Source organism: Rheinheimera lutimaris, assembly GCF_013283795.1.
Taxonomy (GTDB): domain Bacteria; phylum Pseudomonadota; class Gammaproteobacteria; order Enterobacterales; family Alteromonadaceae; genus Alishewanella; species Alishewanella lutimaris.
In genome coordinates, this window is the sequence record NZ_JABSOD010000010.1 from 1 (window position 1) to 15,132 (window position 15,132).

12 protein-coding genes are annotated in these 15,132 nt (G+C 47.1%); 10 read left to right on the top strand and 2 right to left on the bottom strand.

All coding sequences use genetic code 11. The features are described 5' to 3' along the window. Window positions 1-820 precede the first annotated feature (820 nt). From HRH59_RS11350 to HRH59_RS11380, 7 genes are all read left to right on the top strand, one after another. Window positions 821-1,108, top strand: a complete 288-nt coding sequence (locus tag HRH59_RS11350; RefSeq protein WP_173501383.1) for a hypothetical protein — start codon at window positions 821-823, stop codon at window positions 1,106-1,108. 2 nt (window positions 1,109-1,110) lie between these two features. After that, entirely contained in the window at window positions 1,111-1,581 is a 471-nt protein-coding gene (locus HRH59_RS11355) for a hypothetical protein (protein WP_173501384.1), read from the top strand. A 256-nt stretch (window positions 1,582-1,837) separates the two neighbouring features. Beyond that, the gene (locus tag HRH59_RS11360; RefSeq protein ID WP_173501385.1) at window positions 1,838-2,233 is read left to right on the top strand and encodes a VOC family protein; all 396 of its coding nucleotides are present in this window, start codon (window positions 1,838-1,840) and stop codon (window positions 2,231-2,233) included. 487 nt (window positions 2,234-2,720) lie between these two features. Then, window positions 2,721-4,706, top strand: coding sequence for a DUF1129 domain-containing protein (locus HRH59_RS11365; protein WP_173501386.1), 1,986 nt, complete (start codon window positions 2,721-2,723; stop codon window positions 4,704-4,706). Beyond that, on the top strand, window positions 4,693-5,283 hold the full coding sequence (locus tag HRH59_RS11370) for a hypothetical protein (protein ID WP_173501387.1): 591 nt from the start codon (window positions 4,693-4,695) through the stop codon (window positions 5,281-5,283). Before HRH59_RS11365 ends, HRH59_RS11370 begins: the two co-directional genes overlap by 14 nt. Before the next feature lie 444 nt (window positions 5,284-5,727). After that, window positions 5,728-6,705 carry a DUF1852 domain-containing protein gene (locus tag HRH59_RS11375; RefSeq protein ID WP_173501388.1) on the top strand — a complete coding sequence of 326 codons (978 nt, stop codon included), beginning with the start codon at window positions 5,728-5,730 and terminating at the stop codon, window positions 6,703-6,705. 22 nt (window positions 6,706-6,727) lie between these two features. Then, window positions 6,728-7,777 carry a methionine synthase gene (locus tag HRH59_RS11380; RefSeq protein WP_173501389.1) on the top strand — a complete coding sequence of 350 codons (1,050 nt, stop codon included), beginning with the start codon at window positions 6,728-6,730 and terminating at the stop codon, window positions 7,775-7,777. Window positions 7,778-7,825: 48 nt separating this feature from the next. Here the strand turns inward: HRH59_RS11380 and HRH59_RS11385 are convergent, their stop codons facing one another. Continuing rightward, complete coding sequence (locus HRH59_RS11385; protein ID WP_173501390.1) at window positions 7,826-8,257, bottom strand: hypothetical protein; 432 nt, start codon at window positions 8,255-8,257, stop codon at window positions 7,826-7,828. A gap of 462 nt (window positions 8,258-8,719) precedes the next feature. On the opposite strand from HRH59_RS11385, the gene HRH59_RS11390 reads away from it, so the two are divergent. Continuing rightward, on the top strand, window positions 8,720-9,184 hold the full coding sequence (locus HRH59_RS11390; RefSeq protein ID WP_173501391.1) for a hypothetical protein: 465 nt from the start codon (window positions 8,720-8,722) through the stop codon (window positions 9,182-9,184). Window positions 9,185-9,275: 91 nt separating this feature from the next. Here the strand turns inward: HRH59_RS11390 and HRH59_RS11395 are convergent, their stop codons facing one another. Continuing rightward, window positions 9,276-9,791, bottom strand: coding sequence for a hypothetical protein (locus HRH59_RS11395; RefSeq protein ID WP_173501392.1), 516 nt, complete (start codon window positions 9,789-9,791; stop codon window positions 9,276-9,278). 320 nt (window positions 9,792-10,111) lie between these two features. On the opposite strand from HRH59_RS11395, the gene HRH59_RS11400 reads away from it, so the two are divergent. Next, entirely contained in the window at window positions 10,112-12,907 is a 2,796-nt protein-coding gene (locus HRH59_RS11400) for a TonB-dependent receptor (RefSeq protein WP_173501393.1), read from the top strand. 69 nt (window positions 12,908-12,976) lie between these two features. Continuing rightward, window positions 12,977-14,959: a metallophosphoesterase family protein gene (locus tag HRH59_RS11405; protein WP_173501394.1), complete on the top strand. Its 1,983-nt coding sequence runs from the start codon at window positions 12,977-12,979 to the stop codon at window positions 14,957-14,959. The last annotated feature ends 173 nt before the right edge of the window (window positions 14,960-15,132 follow it).

The following is a 15,132-nucleotide window of genomic DNA, read 5'->3' on the forward strand; positions in this document are numbered from 1 at the left end:
ACCTAAAATGGTGTCCGGTTTTATTAGACCACTACAGTTCCACCCTGCTTATTGCCTGCTTTTCGTAATTGTAAGGTGTAATAGCTTGCGGGCACCTGAAAGTACCTGAGCGTAAACAAATCCGACAGTCGGCGCTGTGCCAAAAGCGGACATTCCAATCGTCACGCACAACTCCTATTAGTTCTCCAGTAAACGAGAGGAATCTCTATTTAATAGTTATAGTATGGGGGGGGCAGGCTCTTTGAATGAATCATAAGCTTATGAAAATTATGATTATATTGATAAGTGATAATTATTAAATTCGCAATTTAGGGGTGTTGGTTGAAAATAAGTAAATTATAACTATCCTTTATTGGTCCATGTTTCATGGATGACGACGAGAGATGTATTAAGTTCAGTTCCTATGCCATTTTTTTTATTCATTTTTATAGTGATGCGCCTGAAAAATGAGGTTTTGAACGAATAACCTATTAAACAATATTTTGTGGTGTGGATATGAAAGTTATTTGATATTTTGGTGCTGTGGGGGGCTGTAGATTTAGGTTTATTTAAGGATGTTGTAAGGTTTGGTTGGGCTTCGGTAGGGGTGGTGGTGCGGTATTTTTTTTCAATTAATTAGAAGGTTAGTGATAATTTAAAGTTTTTTATCAGCTTGATTTTAATCGTTTTGAATGTGGAGGTTGGAGAGTGTTGAGTGGCATGAATCGTTGTGGAAATAAATATTATTGATATAAAGGCTTTTTAGGTCATAAATTTATGGTTTTCTTAAAAGCCGGTAGTGAGAAATTGGCTTTCCGTACAGGCATGTAGGAGTTCTATAATGGATATTGTATCAAGAGATCCGCCTATAGCTGGCAAATCATTTCATTTTACCGTCGAAGGCGGTGTTGGAATAACTAAAATAAGAGTCTTTGTAGATTCGAGCCTAGAGCTTCAGCATGATTGTGATGACCCTCCTTGTCATGAAATGACAAAGATTCCGCCAAGGACATGTGGGGCAACTCTAAAGATTATCGCGACTGACTCAGATGGAAATAAAACTGAGTTTGAGCATCAAATTGTTGATTTAGATTTGGGTGCTGGTGGCATAATGGAGATGGGCAACTAAACATGTATAATTTCTTAACAGATTTAAATGCCCTGAATCCAGAAACACTAAAATTTCTGGCAACCGTAGTAAAGTCGATTGCAAGTTTAATCGGAATCGTTATTACAGCTTTTCTTGGAAAATTTTTGGCAGGTGTATGGCTCAGTGCAAGAGATCGACAGGATAAAGAAGTAGAGTGGAGAAATCATGCCATTGAACTCACAAAATTAGACCTTGACCGAAAAATCAAAATTAGACCTGAAGGATCTACAAAACCTTTAAGGCCGAGTATCTTAGATTTTCTTGCTAATTATCGAGATCTTCAGGAACTTGGAGAGAAATCACCTAAAGAGCTTTATCTCAAAATTGAGAGAAGTCGCATCATAAAGCCAACTGCAGCAAATTCGTCTCCAGAAGCTATAAGTCAAACCAGAAAGACGCCAGCGAAGCTGGCGCCTCTACTTGAGGCGTTAAAGTCCACTTTTCGCTTATAGTTGCCCTAAGCGTCGCCCAACCCGACAGCTAAGTGCCAGAAGCGGACATGCTTAACCGCCTGCCGGTGCTTGTTAAACGGAATGAGCCGTTTTTTCAGATTCTGCAAGTATCATCTAAACATATAAGTTCTAACTGATCTAAAACGCCTGTCGATCTTTGCCTTCACCATCCGACTAACTACCGTGAATCAATCACTGCTATCTTTACTGCTGCATCAGCTGGCTGACAGGGTATTGCCAATTTTAGGAGAACACGATGAAATTTAACCCGGTAGTACACTTTGAAATTTACGTAGAAAACATGGAACGCGCCAAAGCGTTTTATCAAGCGGTATTCGATGTAAAGCTTGAACATATGCCATCACCGACGCCGGAGGTTGAGATGGAAATGTGGTTCTTCCCGATGGATAAAGAAAACGGCATGAGTTATTACGGTGCCGGCGGTAGCTTGGTAAAAATGAGCGGTTTTACCCCGGGCGGTGGTGGCACCCTGGTGTATTTTGGCTGCGAGGATTGTGCGGTACAGGCTGAGCGCGCAGTAGCCAATGGCGGCAGCATACAGCAGGCGAAAATGTCGATTGGTGAACACGGCTTTTGCGCCGTGGTGCGTGACTCTGAAGGTAACTTAATTGGTCTGCATTCGATGACATAAGTTAGCCAACGCATTTACATACCCTCCGCCCCCTTTTACTTAGGGGGCAATTCCGCTACGTTTTACACTGCTGGCAGCAGCCTCGAACTCAGAACCTTATATAATGTTCATAAGCACCTCCAAACATCATGCCTATATTATCCGTACATAATGAAGATTTTTCTAACTAAAAACTCGGTTAGTTCGATTTGTGCTTAATTTTATGGATAGTGAACTTTGGCAGAAATACAACAAGTGCGCCTTGCAAAGTGTATTTATTGCAATTTAAATGTATGTACTTTATCACGTGCTGACTTCTCAAAGTTTGCTGAGGTAAAAGCTGTGTCAGTTTTAGTCTGTGATGTAGTAAAGAGTCGTTTCGCAAGAGAAACGTACGCTTTGTTCATTGCAGCTCGCGAGACAGAAGCTGTAACTTTTAGATTAAGAGGTCAAAAAGCATTCGTGATTTTGCCTTAGGGTAAGGACGTTGCTGCAAAAGGAGGTTCTAATGCTAGGTACTACCGGCCATAACCATGCCCCGCCGCCCAAAGGGCTGTGTCGCGTGGACAATGCGAACTCGGCTTATTCCCCTTTGGGGAATTGGTTTGCAACAATCAAGTACAACCTACCCCTCTTAAGTTACTGCACCAAAAGCCTCTTGCTGATTATTTGCCTGGCACTTCTGGCTTTTTCGTTGCCCGCCTCATCCCACTGGTTGGAAGATTTAGTTACGGCTACTACAAAATCAAAGTCAGTTGTTAGCAAAACCCAAAGTGCAATTGATGATTTTGTAAAGCTGCAACAGTTCGGCGAAAAGTATCTTGCTGGCCGCCGTTACCTTTATATCGATAATGCTCAACTTGTTATAGATACCGCAGGGCAAAAGCACAGTATTCCGTTCGATGCCATAAAGCAAAATAACTTTCGGGCGTTGATGCCACTGTTTAGCAGTAGTGCCGAAGTAGTTGTGCCTATAGACAACCTTAAATATGGTGTAATCGAAAGCCTTGCAAAAAATTTGCTGTTGCGCAATACGCCGGTTAAGGTTATCCGGCAGGATAGTAGCTTGGGGCAGCTTAAGCTATATGATGCTGTATCAAAAGTTGGGCTGACGGTAGAGATTTTTCCTGCTGTGTTGATTGATGTGCAAGCGATAAAAATCAATATGGACAGGGTGCTTTATCGTAATATTGGATCAGGGAAAAGTCGGGTCGTTTCTATTTTTGATAAGGATGAAGTTTTTATCCTGCCACAGATGGATGCAAGTCTTGGTATGTTGCACCAGTCAACTACCACACTCAGTCATGCCGGTATTATTGATCTGGTAGAAAGCCAAAAGCGCAAGGCTATTTTTTTGATTGGGCATGTAGAGGATGGTCATATAGTAACCCGCAATGCAGAACAGGGCATTACGCAATCCATTCCTATTGCCGAATTAATGGTTGCTGCCAAACGTGCTGAATCTGAACTAATATTGCTCGGCTGCGAGACAGCCGCGATAGCAAACGGCAGCGGTTACATTAGCCATGTTAATGCCTTGGATATTGCCGGCGCATTAAAAGAGGCTTTACAGCAGGAAAGTTTGGGTATGGCTTTGTCGTCCCTTGGGATAAAAACCGGAAACCTGTTTTATATTCCTCAGCAGATTAACTTTGCGTCTGATGGGCAGATTTTTATAGAAAAAGCCTACATCCAAGGCGAAAAACTGGTGAAGAAATCTGCTGCTACAGGAACAACACTTTCACCCAAGTTATACGCTCTGGATAGCAAGATATCCCAAGAGCTGGATAGTCGGGTTATTCCATTTTTGCCCAGTGCCGTATTTACTTCGATAGTGCTTAATCTGGTGTCCATAGCTATATTAATTGTGCCAACTCTGATGTTCCTGCAGGCCAATATTTTGGATGTGCTTTGCGATATTAAAACATTTAAAAAGCCGGTAAGACGATTGATTTGGCTAATGCGCAGTCTGTTTTTTTTAGTATTTTTTTCGCCCTTTGCATCTGGCTTGATTATGCTGTCGATACTGGCTTTTTTTGCTGCGCCAATGACCACCTTAATATTATCGCCAACCGCTTTAATTTTTTGCATTGCCCTGTTGCGGAAACTCTATAGCAAACCTATTTTCCCTGACGGTTTTTTGGGTACTTGGTTAAAGTGCCTGACGATTACCTTGGTAAATATACCTGTGTGGGTGGTAAGTACTTACATTCCCGGGGGGCAGGGCCCATTTTTTCTTAACGATTCGCCAACAATTTATGCTGCAAGCCTGGCAATAAGTGCTATTTACTATGCCGCTGTTTACTTTTTGTTGTTTCACAAAATAGAGAGAGTGCAAAAGAGCGAATATGCGCCGCTGTTATCACGTTTGCTGCTATTACCCCTGACAGTTTTAGACCGGTTGATGTTGGGTGTATTAAAGAAGATTAACTGTTTCACGGAGCCAAATCCCAAGGCCACAGAAAACCCCGGAGCAAAGCATGCAGAATATTGAAACACTGGTTAACTTTTTGGCAAGCGCCAACCCTGATGCACTCCAGCGTATGCGCCAAGCTTTTCCTGAGGCCTTAACCAGCCTAACTCCGGGCAAAATGCTTGGCGCAGAGGTTGCGCCAGAAGCAGAAAACACTATGTTGCAAGCGCTATTTAAAGAAACCTTATCAACCGCCAAACAAACCTTGGAGCCATTGCTGTTCCAGGTAATGCGACGCACTAAATCAATTCGGCGGGTTAGGTTGGCTGGCGGGGTGGTTTCATCCGCTTTATCGGCCGGCCTTATTGCGGCCTTGGCAAAAGGGTGGACACATGAGGCATTAATTATCGCCGCAATTACCTTCCTTTCATCCATGTTAACTTTAACCGCCCAGTATTACGAAGATTCCTTGGGCGGCAATAATTCCCTCAACAACACCCGCATTACACTCAACAGCTTGCAGCGCCAACTCGCTGAAGCTGAAGGCCATTACCAACTAAGCTGCGCTCTAAACGACTTTGTCGGCTTGGTTGATATGGTTAAAAGTCTCAGCAAATTGTTAGTGGAGTTGCAAGTGATTAGGAATAATTATGTTTAGGTTTGTGAGTTCAGGCCATGTAATTAGTCGAAACCGCGATACAAAATTGCTGAATTGGCCCTAATATCATAGACATTCCACAGCAGGCGAAAATGTCTATTGGTGAGCATGGTTTTTGCGCCGTGGTGCGTGACTCTGAGGGCAATTTAATTGGCCTGCATTCGATGGCGTGATCTACACGCTATCTGCGCAAGTGCATACCAGGCGCCCCCTTTTGCTTAGGGGGCGTCACTGCTGCAAGGTTTTACACTGCTGACAGCTGCCTCTGCTATCCCGCCAGCGCGCTGTTAAGCGTTCGATACGCATTAACTATGAATTTATGTCATGGGTTAATGAAATAATATCATTTTTATTCATGCAGTCTTGGGCGTATAACTTACACATGGCTTAACGTCTGGACGTCTGGGTGTTTTGGCGGCAGATTGGCAAAAAGGATAGCACAGCATGAAAAACAACGATTTTAGTTTTAGCATTAAGCGCATTCGGTTTGATGAGCATTATCAGCCGGCGGACAGTACCCGTATCACCACCAACTTCGCTAACCTGGCACGCGGCGAGTGCCGCCAGCAGAATTTGCGTAATGCTTTAACGATGATAAACAACCGTTTTAATGCGTTGGCGCAATGGGACAACCCCAAAGGCGATCGTTACTCTGTTGAGCTGGATATAGTGTCGGTGGCTGTGGATATTGCCGGCAATGGCGCCGGCTTCCCGTCGATTGAAGTATTAAAAACCCATATTGTTGATCATAAAACCAACGAGCGCATTGAAGGCATTGTTGGCAATAATTTTTCCTCCTATGTGCGGGATTATGATTTCAGCGTATTACTGCGCGAGCATAATAAGCAGCAGGCGCAATTTAGCATCCCGGATAATTTTGGCGAGCTGCATGGCAAGCTGTTCAAATATTTTGTTAACTCAGATGCTTATAAGCAACACTTTAAAAAGCCGCCGGTTATTTGCCTGAGTGTGTCGGATAACAAGGTTTATCAGCGCACGGAAAACCAGCATCCGGTATTGGGGGTGGAGTACCTGGCAAACGAGTCGTCGTTAACCGAGCAGTACTTTAACAAGATGGGCTTACAGGTGCGTTATTTTATGCCGGCAAACAGCGTGGCGCCGTTGGCCTTCCATTTTATCGGTGACTTACTGAATGATTACAGCAACCTTGAGCTGATCAGCACCATCAGCACCATGGAAACCTTTCAAAAAATTTACCGGCCGGAGATTTATAACGCCAATGCGGTTGCCGGCATAAGCTATAAACCGGATTTAAAAAATCAGGATCATTCCATTACGCAAATTGTGTATGACCGCGAAGAGCGCAGCACGTTAGCCATAGCCCAGGGCCGGTTTGCTGAAGAGCACTTTATTAAACCGCACCGGGCTATTTTGGAACAATGGTCGGCTAACTACGCTTAATAACCCGGATAAAATACTATTTATGAACAAGCATTTACTACAAAAAGTACTATTGCCGACATCAACCGCCGGCAGTTTACCTAAACCGTCCTGGCTGGCAGAGCCGGAAACACTATGGTCACCGTGGAAATTACAGGGTGAAGAGCTGATTAGCGGCAAACAGGATGCGCTGCGGTTGTCATTGCAACAGCAACAACTGGCCGGCATTGATATTGTCAGTGACGGCGAGCAAAGCCGGCAGCACTTTGTCACCACCTTTATTGAGCACTTAAGCGGGGTCGATTTTAACCAGCGCAAAACGGTCAGAATTCGTAACCGTTATGATGCCAGTGTACCAACAGTGATTGGCCCGGTGTCGCGGCCAAAGCCGGTGTTTGTTGAAGATGCCAAATTTTTACGCGGACAAACTACGCAACCAATAAAGTGGGCCTTGCCTGGCCCGATGACAATGATAGACACTCTGTATGATGACCACTATAAAAGCCGTGAAAAACTGGCCTGGGAATTTGCCAAAATACTGAACCAGGAAGCAAAAGAGTTGGAAGCCGCAGGGGTGGATATTATTCAGTTTGATGAGCCGGCCTTTAACGTGTTTTTTGACGAGGTTAACGACTGGGGCATTAAGTGTTTAGAGCGCGCCATCGAAGGACTTAAATGCGAAACGGTAGTACATATTTGCTATGGCTATGGCATTAAAGCTAATACCGATTGGAAAAAGACCCTGGGGTCCGAGTGGCGGCAATACGAAGCCGTATTCCCTAAACTGCAACAATCCAATATCGATATTATCTCCCTGGAGTGTCATAACTCGCGGGTACCGATGGAGCTGCTTGCGCTGCTGCGCGGTAAAAAAGTGATGGTAGGCGCCATTGATGTGGCAAGCAATAGCATCGAAACTGCAGAGGAAGTGGCGGCTACGCTGAGAAAAGCGCTGCAGTATGTCGATGCAGACAAGCTTTACCCCTGTACTAACTGCGGTATGGCGCCGTTATCGCGCCAGGTTGCCAGCGGCAAGCTGAATGCCCTGGTGGCAGGGGCAGAGATTGTGCGAAATGAACTGGCCGCCGGATAACTGCTGCAAACCCGGGCGTTGGCTGGCTAAAATGAACACGCAGCCGGCTTAAAGCCGGCTAAGCTGATCTAATGTTTGCAGTGCTTGTGTGTAGTCTCCGGCGTCAAACCAAAATTCGGGCAGCTGGCCGTAGGTTTTTAAATACACATCGTTGATATGAAATTGCCAATGTACCCAGTTAGCCTGTTGGGTGGTTTTTACGCAAATTGTTGAACACTCCCACTGCCCACAGGCACACGCCATCAAGGTAATGAAACCAGCATGATGACAACTGTTTTGCCAATCCTTTAGCAGCAGTTCTTGTACTAATGCACTATTGATAAAAACGTCACCTAAGGTTCTGCTGTTGTTTCTTTTTGCAGCCTCTTGCAGCAATTCTTCAATGGAAACGTCATTGATATAAACAGCCAATACAGTTTCCGCTTTAGCTTTTTTATGTCGTGAAGGCCGTGACTCCCAACAGAGTTTCAACTGGTCCATGCTGCTCGCCTTAACAATTGTTTTGCTTAGAATATCGTTGATGCTGTGACACCAAGATACAAAATGCCAGCTATTTCGGTTTGTGGATATTTTTCGTAGTATATTTGCTTAGCAAACTTAAATTAACAGTGTTGCGGGAGGCTGCTATAAAAAAGAAAGCGCGCCGGATAAGAACGCTAACAATAAATAAACATTACGTTCAGTTTGCTTATTTCCACCAAATTTATTGCGAAAATGCGCCGCTTATAGCGGCGGCTGCTTTGCATAGTTTGTGTAAACGTAGCGCTCGGGGCACAGAGCTGGCGGCGTATATAGCAACGCAAACTGAGAGAAATGAACACAGCCTGCTGCCTGATTGGTCAGAGTATATGCAGCAGGTAATGAAGCACTTTAGTCGATTTCAGGATGAATCCGGTCTGGAATGAGTGATTTTTAATAAAGTTTACAATAAGGGAACAAACTATGTCGGCAATGAAAGCTGTCGTGATTCGAATTGTACTTGGTGTCGTTGCATTGTGGGTGGTTGTAGAATTACTTAGTTGGAGTGAGTCGGGAAAAAAGACCAGTGTTGGTTTTTATTTGCCGTATGAATTGTTTTACTACACTGAAGGTAACGAAACTGAAGCAACGGCAACTAAATTTGAAGTACACGCCCGGCCTACATCTGCGCTTCGGGCTGAAGGTTTGCGTGACTGTATTGTGCAGCTTAGTAAGCAACACTACCGGGCGCTTTCTCAACAGGCGCCACATAGCGATAATGCAGACGTAAGATACTTACTGGTAGCGGTGTATTGGGATAAGTTAACCAGGCAGCCTGTCTGCGACACTGGTTATGACAATGTGACGTTAGTTGAGCAAAAAGCCGCGTCGTCTTTCGAGCAGGCCAACAAAGTGCTGATGTCGAAACTTGTTGCGACCAGGCTTTAATAAGCTCAGGCCAGGCTATTGATAACAAAGCACGGGGTTGGCTACGGCAGGCGGCAAACCTGCCGGTTGCGGTTTACTTTGTATAGCGGACCTATAAAAACAGCTTCGGCTCTTTGTCGGTTGCCGCCGTTAGCTGGTATTGCTGTGCGGCATTAATGCTTTGCTGTTCGCGCTCTTTAGCTTCGCGGTTGCGGTTGGCCTCCGCTATTAAGCCTTCCAGCGCTTTACCGAGTTTTTCCAATTTAGCTTCCAATACGGCTATTTTGCCGTCGCGCTCCGGGCTTTGCGGTTGCCGCTTCAGAGCGTCAATTTCTGCTTCTGCTTCGGCTATCTTTTCTTTTATCTCATCATATTTTTGTTTATCCAGCCCAATGCGGTTAGCCAGCATTTGCTCCATTAATTGGCTTAAAAATGCCTGTTGTTGTTTGCTGGTTTCATCCTGTTGTTGCTGTTGCTTTGGCGCTTGCTGCGCAGCCGGTGTTGCCGCAGGTGTGGCAATGGCGGCAATATCTTGCCGCTGTGTGCCGCTATCGGCAACGTCGGTTTCGGGTTTTAACAGCTGATACTGCAGCTGGTAGTTATTAATACTAAGGCCTGACACTGTCATAGGATGCGCTCCGCTGTGAGTAGAATTTTGCCTGTACCTGACTTGTACCCGAGCAAAGCAGAAACTGTGCCAACCCCGTAGCCGGTTACCCCGGCCTGCTGCTGTCGTAAATCATTAATCTTGCTGTAAAAAAAGCATCACATAGCTGCTGTAGTGTGGCCGCGTTCCTGATAGCAGGACGCAGTGCCACGTTACTGAGCGAAGGTTGAGGGCGGTGGCGCAGGAGCATTAATACTAAATCCGATAATAACCGTGCGCGCTACGCCGGGTTGCTGTAACAGCGGCCGGGTGGGCGATAGCTATTAGCAGTGGGTAAACACATGCAGTCCTCTATTAAACACAACGACATCAGCAAATTACACCAAACAACAATAAGCCGTGCCGTACAGCAAATACTGCTGGGCAGCGCACTGGCCGTTGCCGCAGCACCGCTGCTGGCGCAAACAGCAGATAACACTACAGAACAAGCGGTGGAGGTGATTTCGGTAACCGGCAGTTACAGCCGCAGCCTGGAGCAGGCAGTCGATTTGAAAAAGTCCAATATCGGCTTTTCTGATTCTGTTGTTGCTACCGATGTAGCCGATTTTCCTGAGCAAAATCTGGCCGAAGCGCTGCAGCGTATGCCGGGCGTTACCATAGAGCGCAACAAGGGCCTGGGCAGTAAGATTAATGTGCGCAGTTTGCCAAGTGAATTTACTCATGTGTCTATCAACAACCTGGCGACAGCCTCGGGCAGTGGTGGCCGCGATGTTGAATTTGATATTTTTGCCTCAGAAATTATTCAAAGCGTAACGGTGCAAAAGTCACCAACGGCAGCGGATGAAGAAGGCGGTATTGCCGGCTCGGTAATGATCTCTACCGCGCGGCCGTTTGATTACAACGAGCGCAAATTGATAGTGTCAGCCGAAGGGGCGCATAACTCGATTTCTGAAGAAATTGACCCTAAGTTCTCCTTTTTAGCCAGCGACACCTTTGGAGATTGGGGCGCTTTGGTATCGTTCTCTAAAGCCGGCCGCACTAACAGAACCGACTCGAACTCCGGCATTAACTTCCGGCCGATGGGGCGTTTTTTGGAAGCGACAGGGCCACGCTCTGATCAAGCTGCTGCCGTGCTGGAACGTGATGCCGGTGTAGTGGTGAGCGACCGCAGCGATAAAGACGCAACCAACCGGATTATTTTTCAGGATAAAGTTGGCGACCGTTTGTACCTGAACGACCAGGATAAGTGGGGCGCGACTGCATCGCTGCAGTATAAACCCGGCAATGATTTCAGCCTGACCTTTGATGCAATGAAAGGCGGCTATGATGTCACCGAAGATGAATACGATGCCGCAGCGTATACGGCGTCCAGCCGCAGTACGCTGGAAACGATTCACGATTATGACGACACGACGTTGGCGCAGTACGGCATTATTGTGCTGACGGATGTGTCTTACACTGCTACCCAGCACGAGTTTTTAAGCAAACAGCGGATTAACAACACCGATTACTCGCAGTACAGCCTGGCGCTGGATTGGCAAACCCATGGTTGGGATATCAACGGCCTGGTCGGTTTTTCCGGTGCAGAAAAATCTCAGGATTACGCCAATCTGAAACATGTAGCCTATGCGCCGTCACGTTCGCGCTGGACTGCTAACGGCGGCGAAACAGTGGTTAGCGCTAACCCGGCCAGTATTGATATGTACAACTCGCCGGACAGCTACCTGTTTGAAGCATATGAGACTGAGCTGGAGCAGGTTAGCGACGATAAATATGCCGCCCAACTCGACTTTAAAAAAGCCCTGCAGCTGGACTTTATGCCGGCACTGAGCAGTGTGCAGTTTGGTGTGCGTTATACCGATAAATCGAAAAAACGCCAGTTTGGCGCTGCTAAAATTCAGGGACCGGCTGCCGGTGATGCCTCCTGGGTTAATAACCGCACCCTGGCCGACAGTGAGCTGCAATGGGTAACCGATATAGTCCCCGGCGGTGCCTATAAAGCCAAAGATCTGAACTGGATGCAGGTATCAAACGATTACGCCCGCAGCACCTTCCGTTATGCCGGTTTTAGCACGCCGTTTAACGAAGGCGATTACTACCGTGTAGACGAAGAAGCGCTAAGCCTGTATGCCATGGCAAACCTGGATTTTGACCTGGCCGGCAAACCGGTAACCCTGAATGCCGGAGTACGGGCCGTAGATACTTCTGTGCTGTCATTTGGTTATCACCAGGTGCAGAACGAAGATGGCTCTAATGGCTACACCGATACGCCGATCTCAAAAGAAGGCAGCTACACCGATGTGCTGCCGAGCCTGAATATGACGGTAGAGATTTTGGATGATGTGCTGTTTCGCGCTGCAGCGTCTGAAACCTTGATGCGCCCGGCTCTGACCAATATTGCCTATAAGCGCTCAGTCAGTTGGAATGAGTTCCGCTTTACCGACGGCAACCCGGATTTGCAGCCTACCTATGCAAAACAATGGGAAGCCGGAGTGGAATGGTATCTGCAAAACGGCGGTATTCTGGCAGCATCTTACTTCTGGAAAGATATCGAAGGCGTGGTACGGCAAGAGCTGACCGGTGTGGTTGAAAATGTAGAAAAACGCAACGCCAACGGTACCTTGGACGGTTACTATGATTTCGATGTTTATCAGCCGGTTAATGCCGATGGTTCTTATAAAGTCACCGGATTAGAGTTGATAGCGCAACTGCCGCTTAACATGCTGCATCCGCTGTTAGACGGCTTTGGTGTTAATGCCAACTACACCATGCTGGATAACTCTTTAACCGGTTCATCCGGCTTGGATATCCCTACACCACCGGAAGGTTTGGCTGACAGCACGTACAACTTTACACTGTATTATGAGAATGACCGTTTCGATGCGCGTATTTCTTATAACTACAAAGATAAGTATGTTGAAGTAATTGAACGTAACTTATATCCGGTATATCGCGATGCCTATGGCCAAACCGATATCGCCATTGGTTATAACCTGACCGACAATATTAAACTGAGCTTAAAAGGTATTAATATTACCGACGAAGCCACTACCGGTTATACCTTAACACCGCAATTCCCGGTAATGAACGAGTTCTCCGGACGCCGCATCAGCTTAGGCATCCGCGCAGACTTCTAAAACCACGCTGGCCGGTACTGCAGTTTACGCTGCAGTGCCGGCTGTTTTATTGGCGCAAAAGGTTCGTTTATGTCACTTAATCCACGCTTTAGCACTATGCTGGCGCTGTTACTGAGCTTCAGCAGCCTGGCCGCTGCTCCTGTTTCAGAGCACAACGCAGCGCAGCCGCTGCAAATTGCTTTTATGCCGGATATTCATTTTCATGATATTTACGCCAATTTTAACGATAACGCTTTTGCCGGTTTACCTAACAGCCTAAGCGGTAAAAATGCCACTATTCGCACTATGGCGGCACAGCTTCAATCGACGCGATTATTTAACGAAAACTACTTTGCCTTGCTGGCCGCACTGGACGACGCTGCCGCGCGTGGCGTTAAGCTGATAGCGCTGCCCGGCGATTTCAGTGACGACGGCCAACCGCTGCATGTGCGCGGCCTGGCGAAGATTTTGCAGCATTACAGCGACAGTTACGGCATGCAGTTTTTTGCCGCCCCAGGTAACCACGACCCGGTAAGGCCCTTTAGCCGCCCGGCCGGTAAAAGCGATTATTCAGGTGCAGGCGGTTACCCACAGCCGATTTACAGCCAGGGCACTGCAGCGTGCGCTGCTAAAGTACCGGCAGTACAAAGCCATACTCCACTGCGGACTATTTGCAGCGAAGAAGTAAAAGAGCTGGGCTATAAAGAGATTATGGCGCAGTTGGCGCCGTTTGGTTTTCAACCGCAGCCGGACTATCTGTATTGGGAAACACCCTACAGCAACTACAGCGAACTTAATTACAACGTCAAATTAGCCGGCGAACAAGCCACTTACCAACAGCGCCAATACGAAATATGCCGCCAGGGTACCGGCGGGCGCTATAAACAGCCCGGTTACAGCCAGTGCAGCATGGTGCCCGACAGCAGTTACTTAGTGGAGCCGGTGGCTGGTGTCTGGTTGCTGGCGATAGATGCTAATGTGTATATACCCCGGGCAACCGGCGATGGCTACGCCGGGGCCGGTAATGCCGGTTATAACAAAATGTTCAGCCATAAAACTCAGGTAACAGACTGGATAGCGCAGGTGGTGCAACGCGCTGAAAAAGCCGGTAAAACCTTAATTGCCTTTAGCCACTATCCGATGACAGAGTTTTACAACGGCCAATCGGATGCGATAGCCGCGCAATTTGGCGCCGACAGTTTTCAGTTGGCGCGCCGTCCGGCCGATAGCGTGAGTAACTTGCTGGCCGCTACCGGCTTAAAGCTGCATATTGGCGGCCATATGCATATTAATGACACCGGCATCAGCAAAAGCCCGGATGGCAAAGTGTTGGTGAATGTGCAGGCACCGTCGCTGGCTGCCTATGTACCGGCCTACAAGCTGGTAACCCTGCAATCCGGAGCTCAGGTTACAGTGCAAACCGTGGTATTAAACGATATTCCGCGCTATAACGAGCTGTTTGAGCATTATCAGCAGGAACATAACACTCTTAAAGAGCAAGCCGCGCCGCTGTGGAATAAGGCGATTTTAACGGCAAAAAACTACCGTGAATTTACCAACTGGCACCTGAGTGAACTAACGCGGCAGCGCTTTTTACCGCAAGACTGGCCGGCGCCACTGCGCGAAGCTCTGCTGGCCTTAGATGGCCGGCAAATGTTGCTGTTATCACAACTGCAAAATTTACCGCCGTTAGCCCAACTGCCGGTTGAGCTGGCCACCATGCAACAAAGCCCGGATTGGCAGCAGGCGTTACAGGCCGCCGATACCCAGGCACGCGATGCCGGCTTTAGCCTGCAGCAGTTTGCCGGCTGGAGTGGCTTTGATTTAGCGCTGGATTTTTACCGGCTGCGTAATGCCGGCAGCCTGGCGCTACAGGATATCAGCCCGCAGCGGTTGGCACAGTATCAGCTGCTTACCCGTTTGCTGGCAGCGAAAGCTGCAACCGACAGCAGCGGCTTCGCACAGCAGTTTGGCAGCCTGTTTCAACTGTTACAGGCTTTTAGTCACGGCGAACACGATATGCACTTTATGCTGGATTTAACCAACGGCAGCCTTAGCGGGCTTAGTCAATAATTAAACTACGTATATTAAATCTGCTTAAACACTCCGGTGGGATACCCGCCGGTTTTAGCCTTTTTGTTTTTCCTGCTGATCAAAAGTGAAGGTGGCACCGTATTGGTTGCTCACCGCTTACCAATACCATGTTGTTTCTATTTCAACCCAAATTCGATGGTTTGTATCAGAAC

What these genes read in the sequence shown, in the direction of transcription:
- HRH59_RS11350 (WP_173501383.1), top strand. Translation starts at nt 821, where the DNA reads ATGGATATTGTATCAAGAGATCCGCCTATAGCTGGCAAATCATTTCAT.
- HRH59_RS11355 (WP_173501384.1), top strand. Translation starts at nt 1,111, where the DNA reads ATGTATAATTTCTTAACAGATTTAAATGCCCTGAATCCAGAAACACTA.
- HRH59_RS11360 (WP_173501385.1), top strand. Translation starts at nt 1,838, where the DNA reads ATGAAATTTAACCCGGTAGTACACTTTGAAATTTACGTAGAAAACATG.
- HRH59_RS11365 (WP_173501386.1), top strand. Translation starts at nt 2,721, where the DNA reads ATGCTAGGTACTACCGGCCATAACCATGCCCCGCCGCCCAAAGGGCTG.
- HRH59_RS11370 (WP_173501387.1), top strand. Translation starts at nt 4,693, where the DNA reads ATGCAGAATATTGAAACACTGGTTAACTTTTTGGCAAGCGCCAACCCT.
- HRH59_RS11375 (WP_173501388.1), top strand. Translation starts at nt 5,728, where the DNA reads ATGAAAAACAACGATTTTAGTTTTAGCATTAAGCGCATTCGGTTTGAT.
- HRH59_RS11380 (WP_173501389.1), top strand. Translation starts at nt 6,728, where the DNA reads ATGAACAAGCATTTACTACAAAAAGTACTATTGCCGACATCAACCGCC.
- HRH59_RS11385 (WP_173501390.1), bottom strand. Translation starts at nt 8,257, where the DNA reads ATGGACCAGTTGAAACTCTGTTGGGAGTCACGGCCTTCACGACATAAA.
- HRH59_RS11390 (WP_173501391.1), top strand. Translation starts at nt 8,720, where the DNA reads ATGTCGGCAATGAAAGCTGTCGTGATTCGAATTGTACTTGGTGTCGTT.
- HRH59_RS11395 (WP_173501392.1), bottom strand. Translation starts at nt 9,791, where the DNA reads ATGACAGTGTCAGGCCTTAGTATTAATAACTACCAGCTGCAGTATCAG.
- HRH59_RS11400 (WP_173501393.1), top strand. Translation starts at nt 10,112, where the DNA reads ATGCAGTCCTCTATTAAACACAACGACATCAGCAAATTACACCAAACA.
- HRH59_RS11405 (WP_173501394.1), top strand. Translation starts at nt 12,977, where the DNA reads ATGTCACTTAATCCACGCTTTAGCACTATGCTGGCGCTGTTACTGAGC.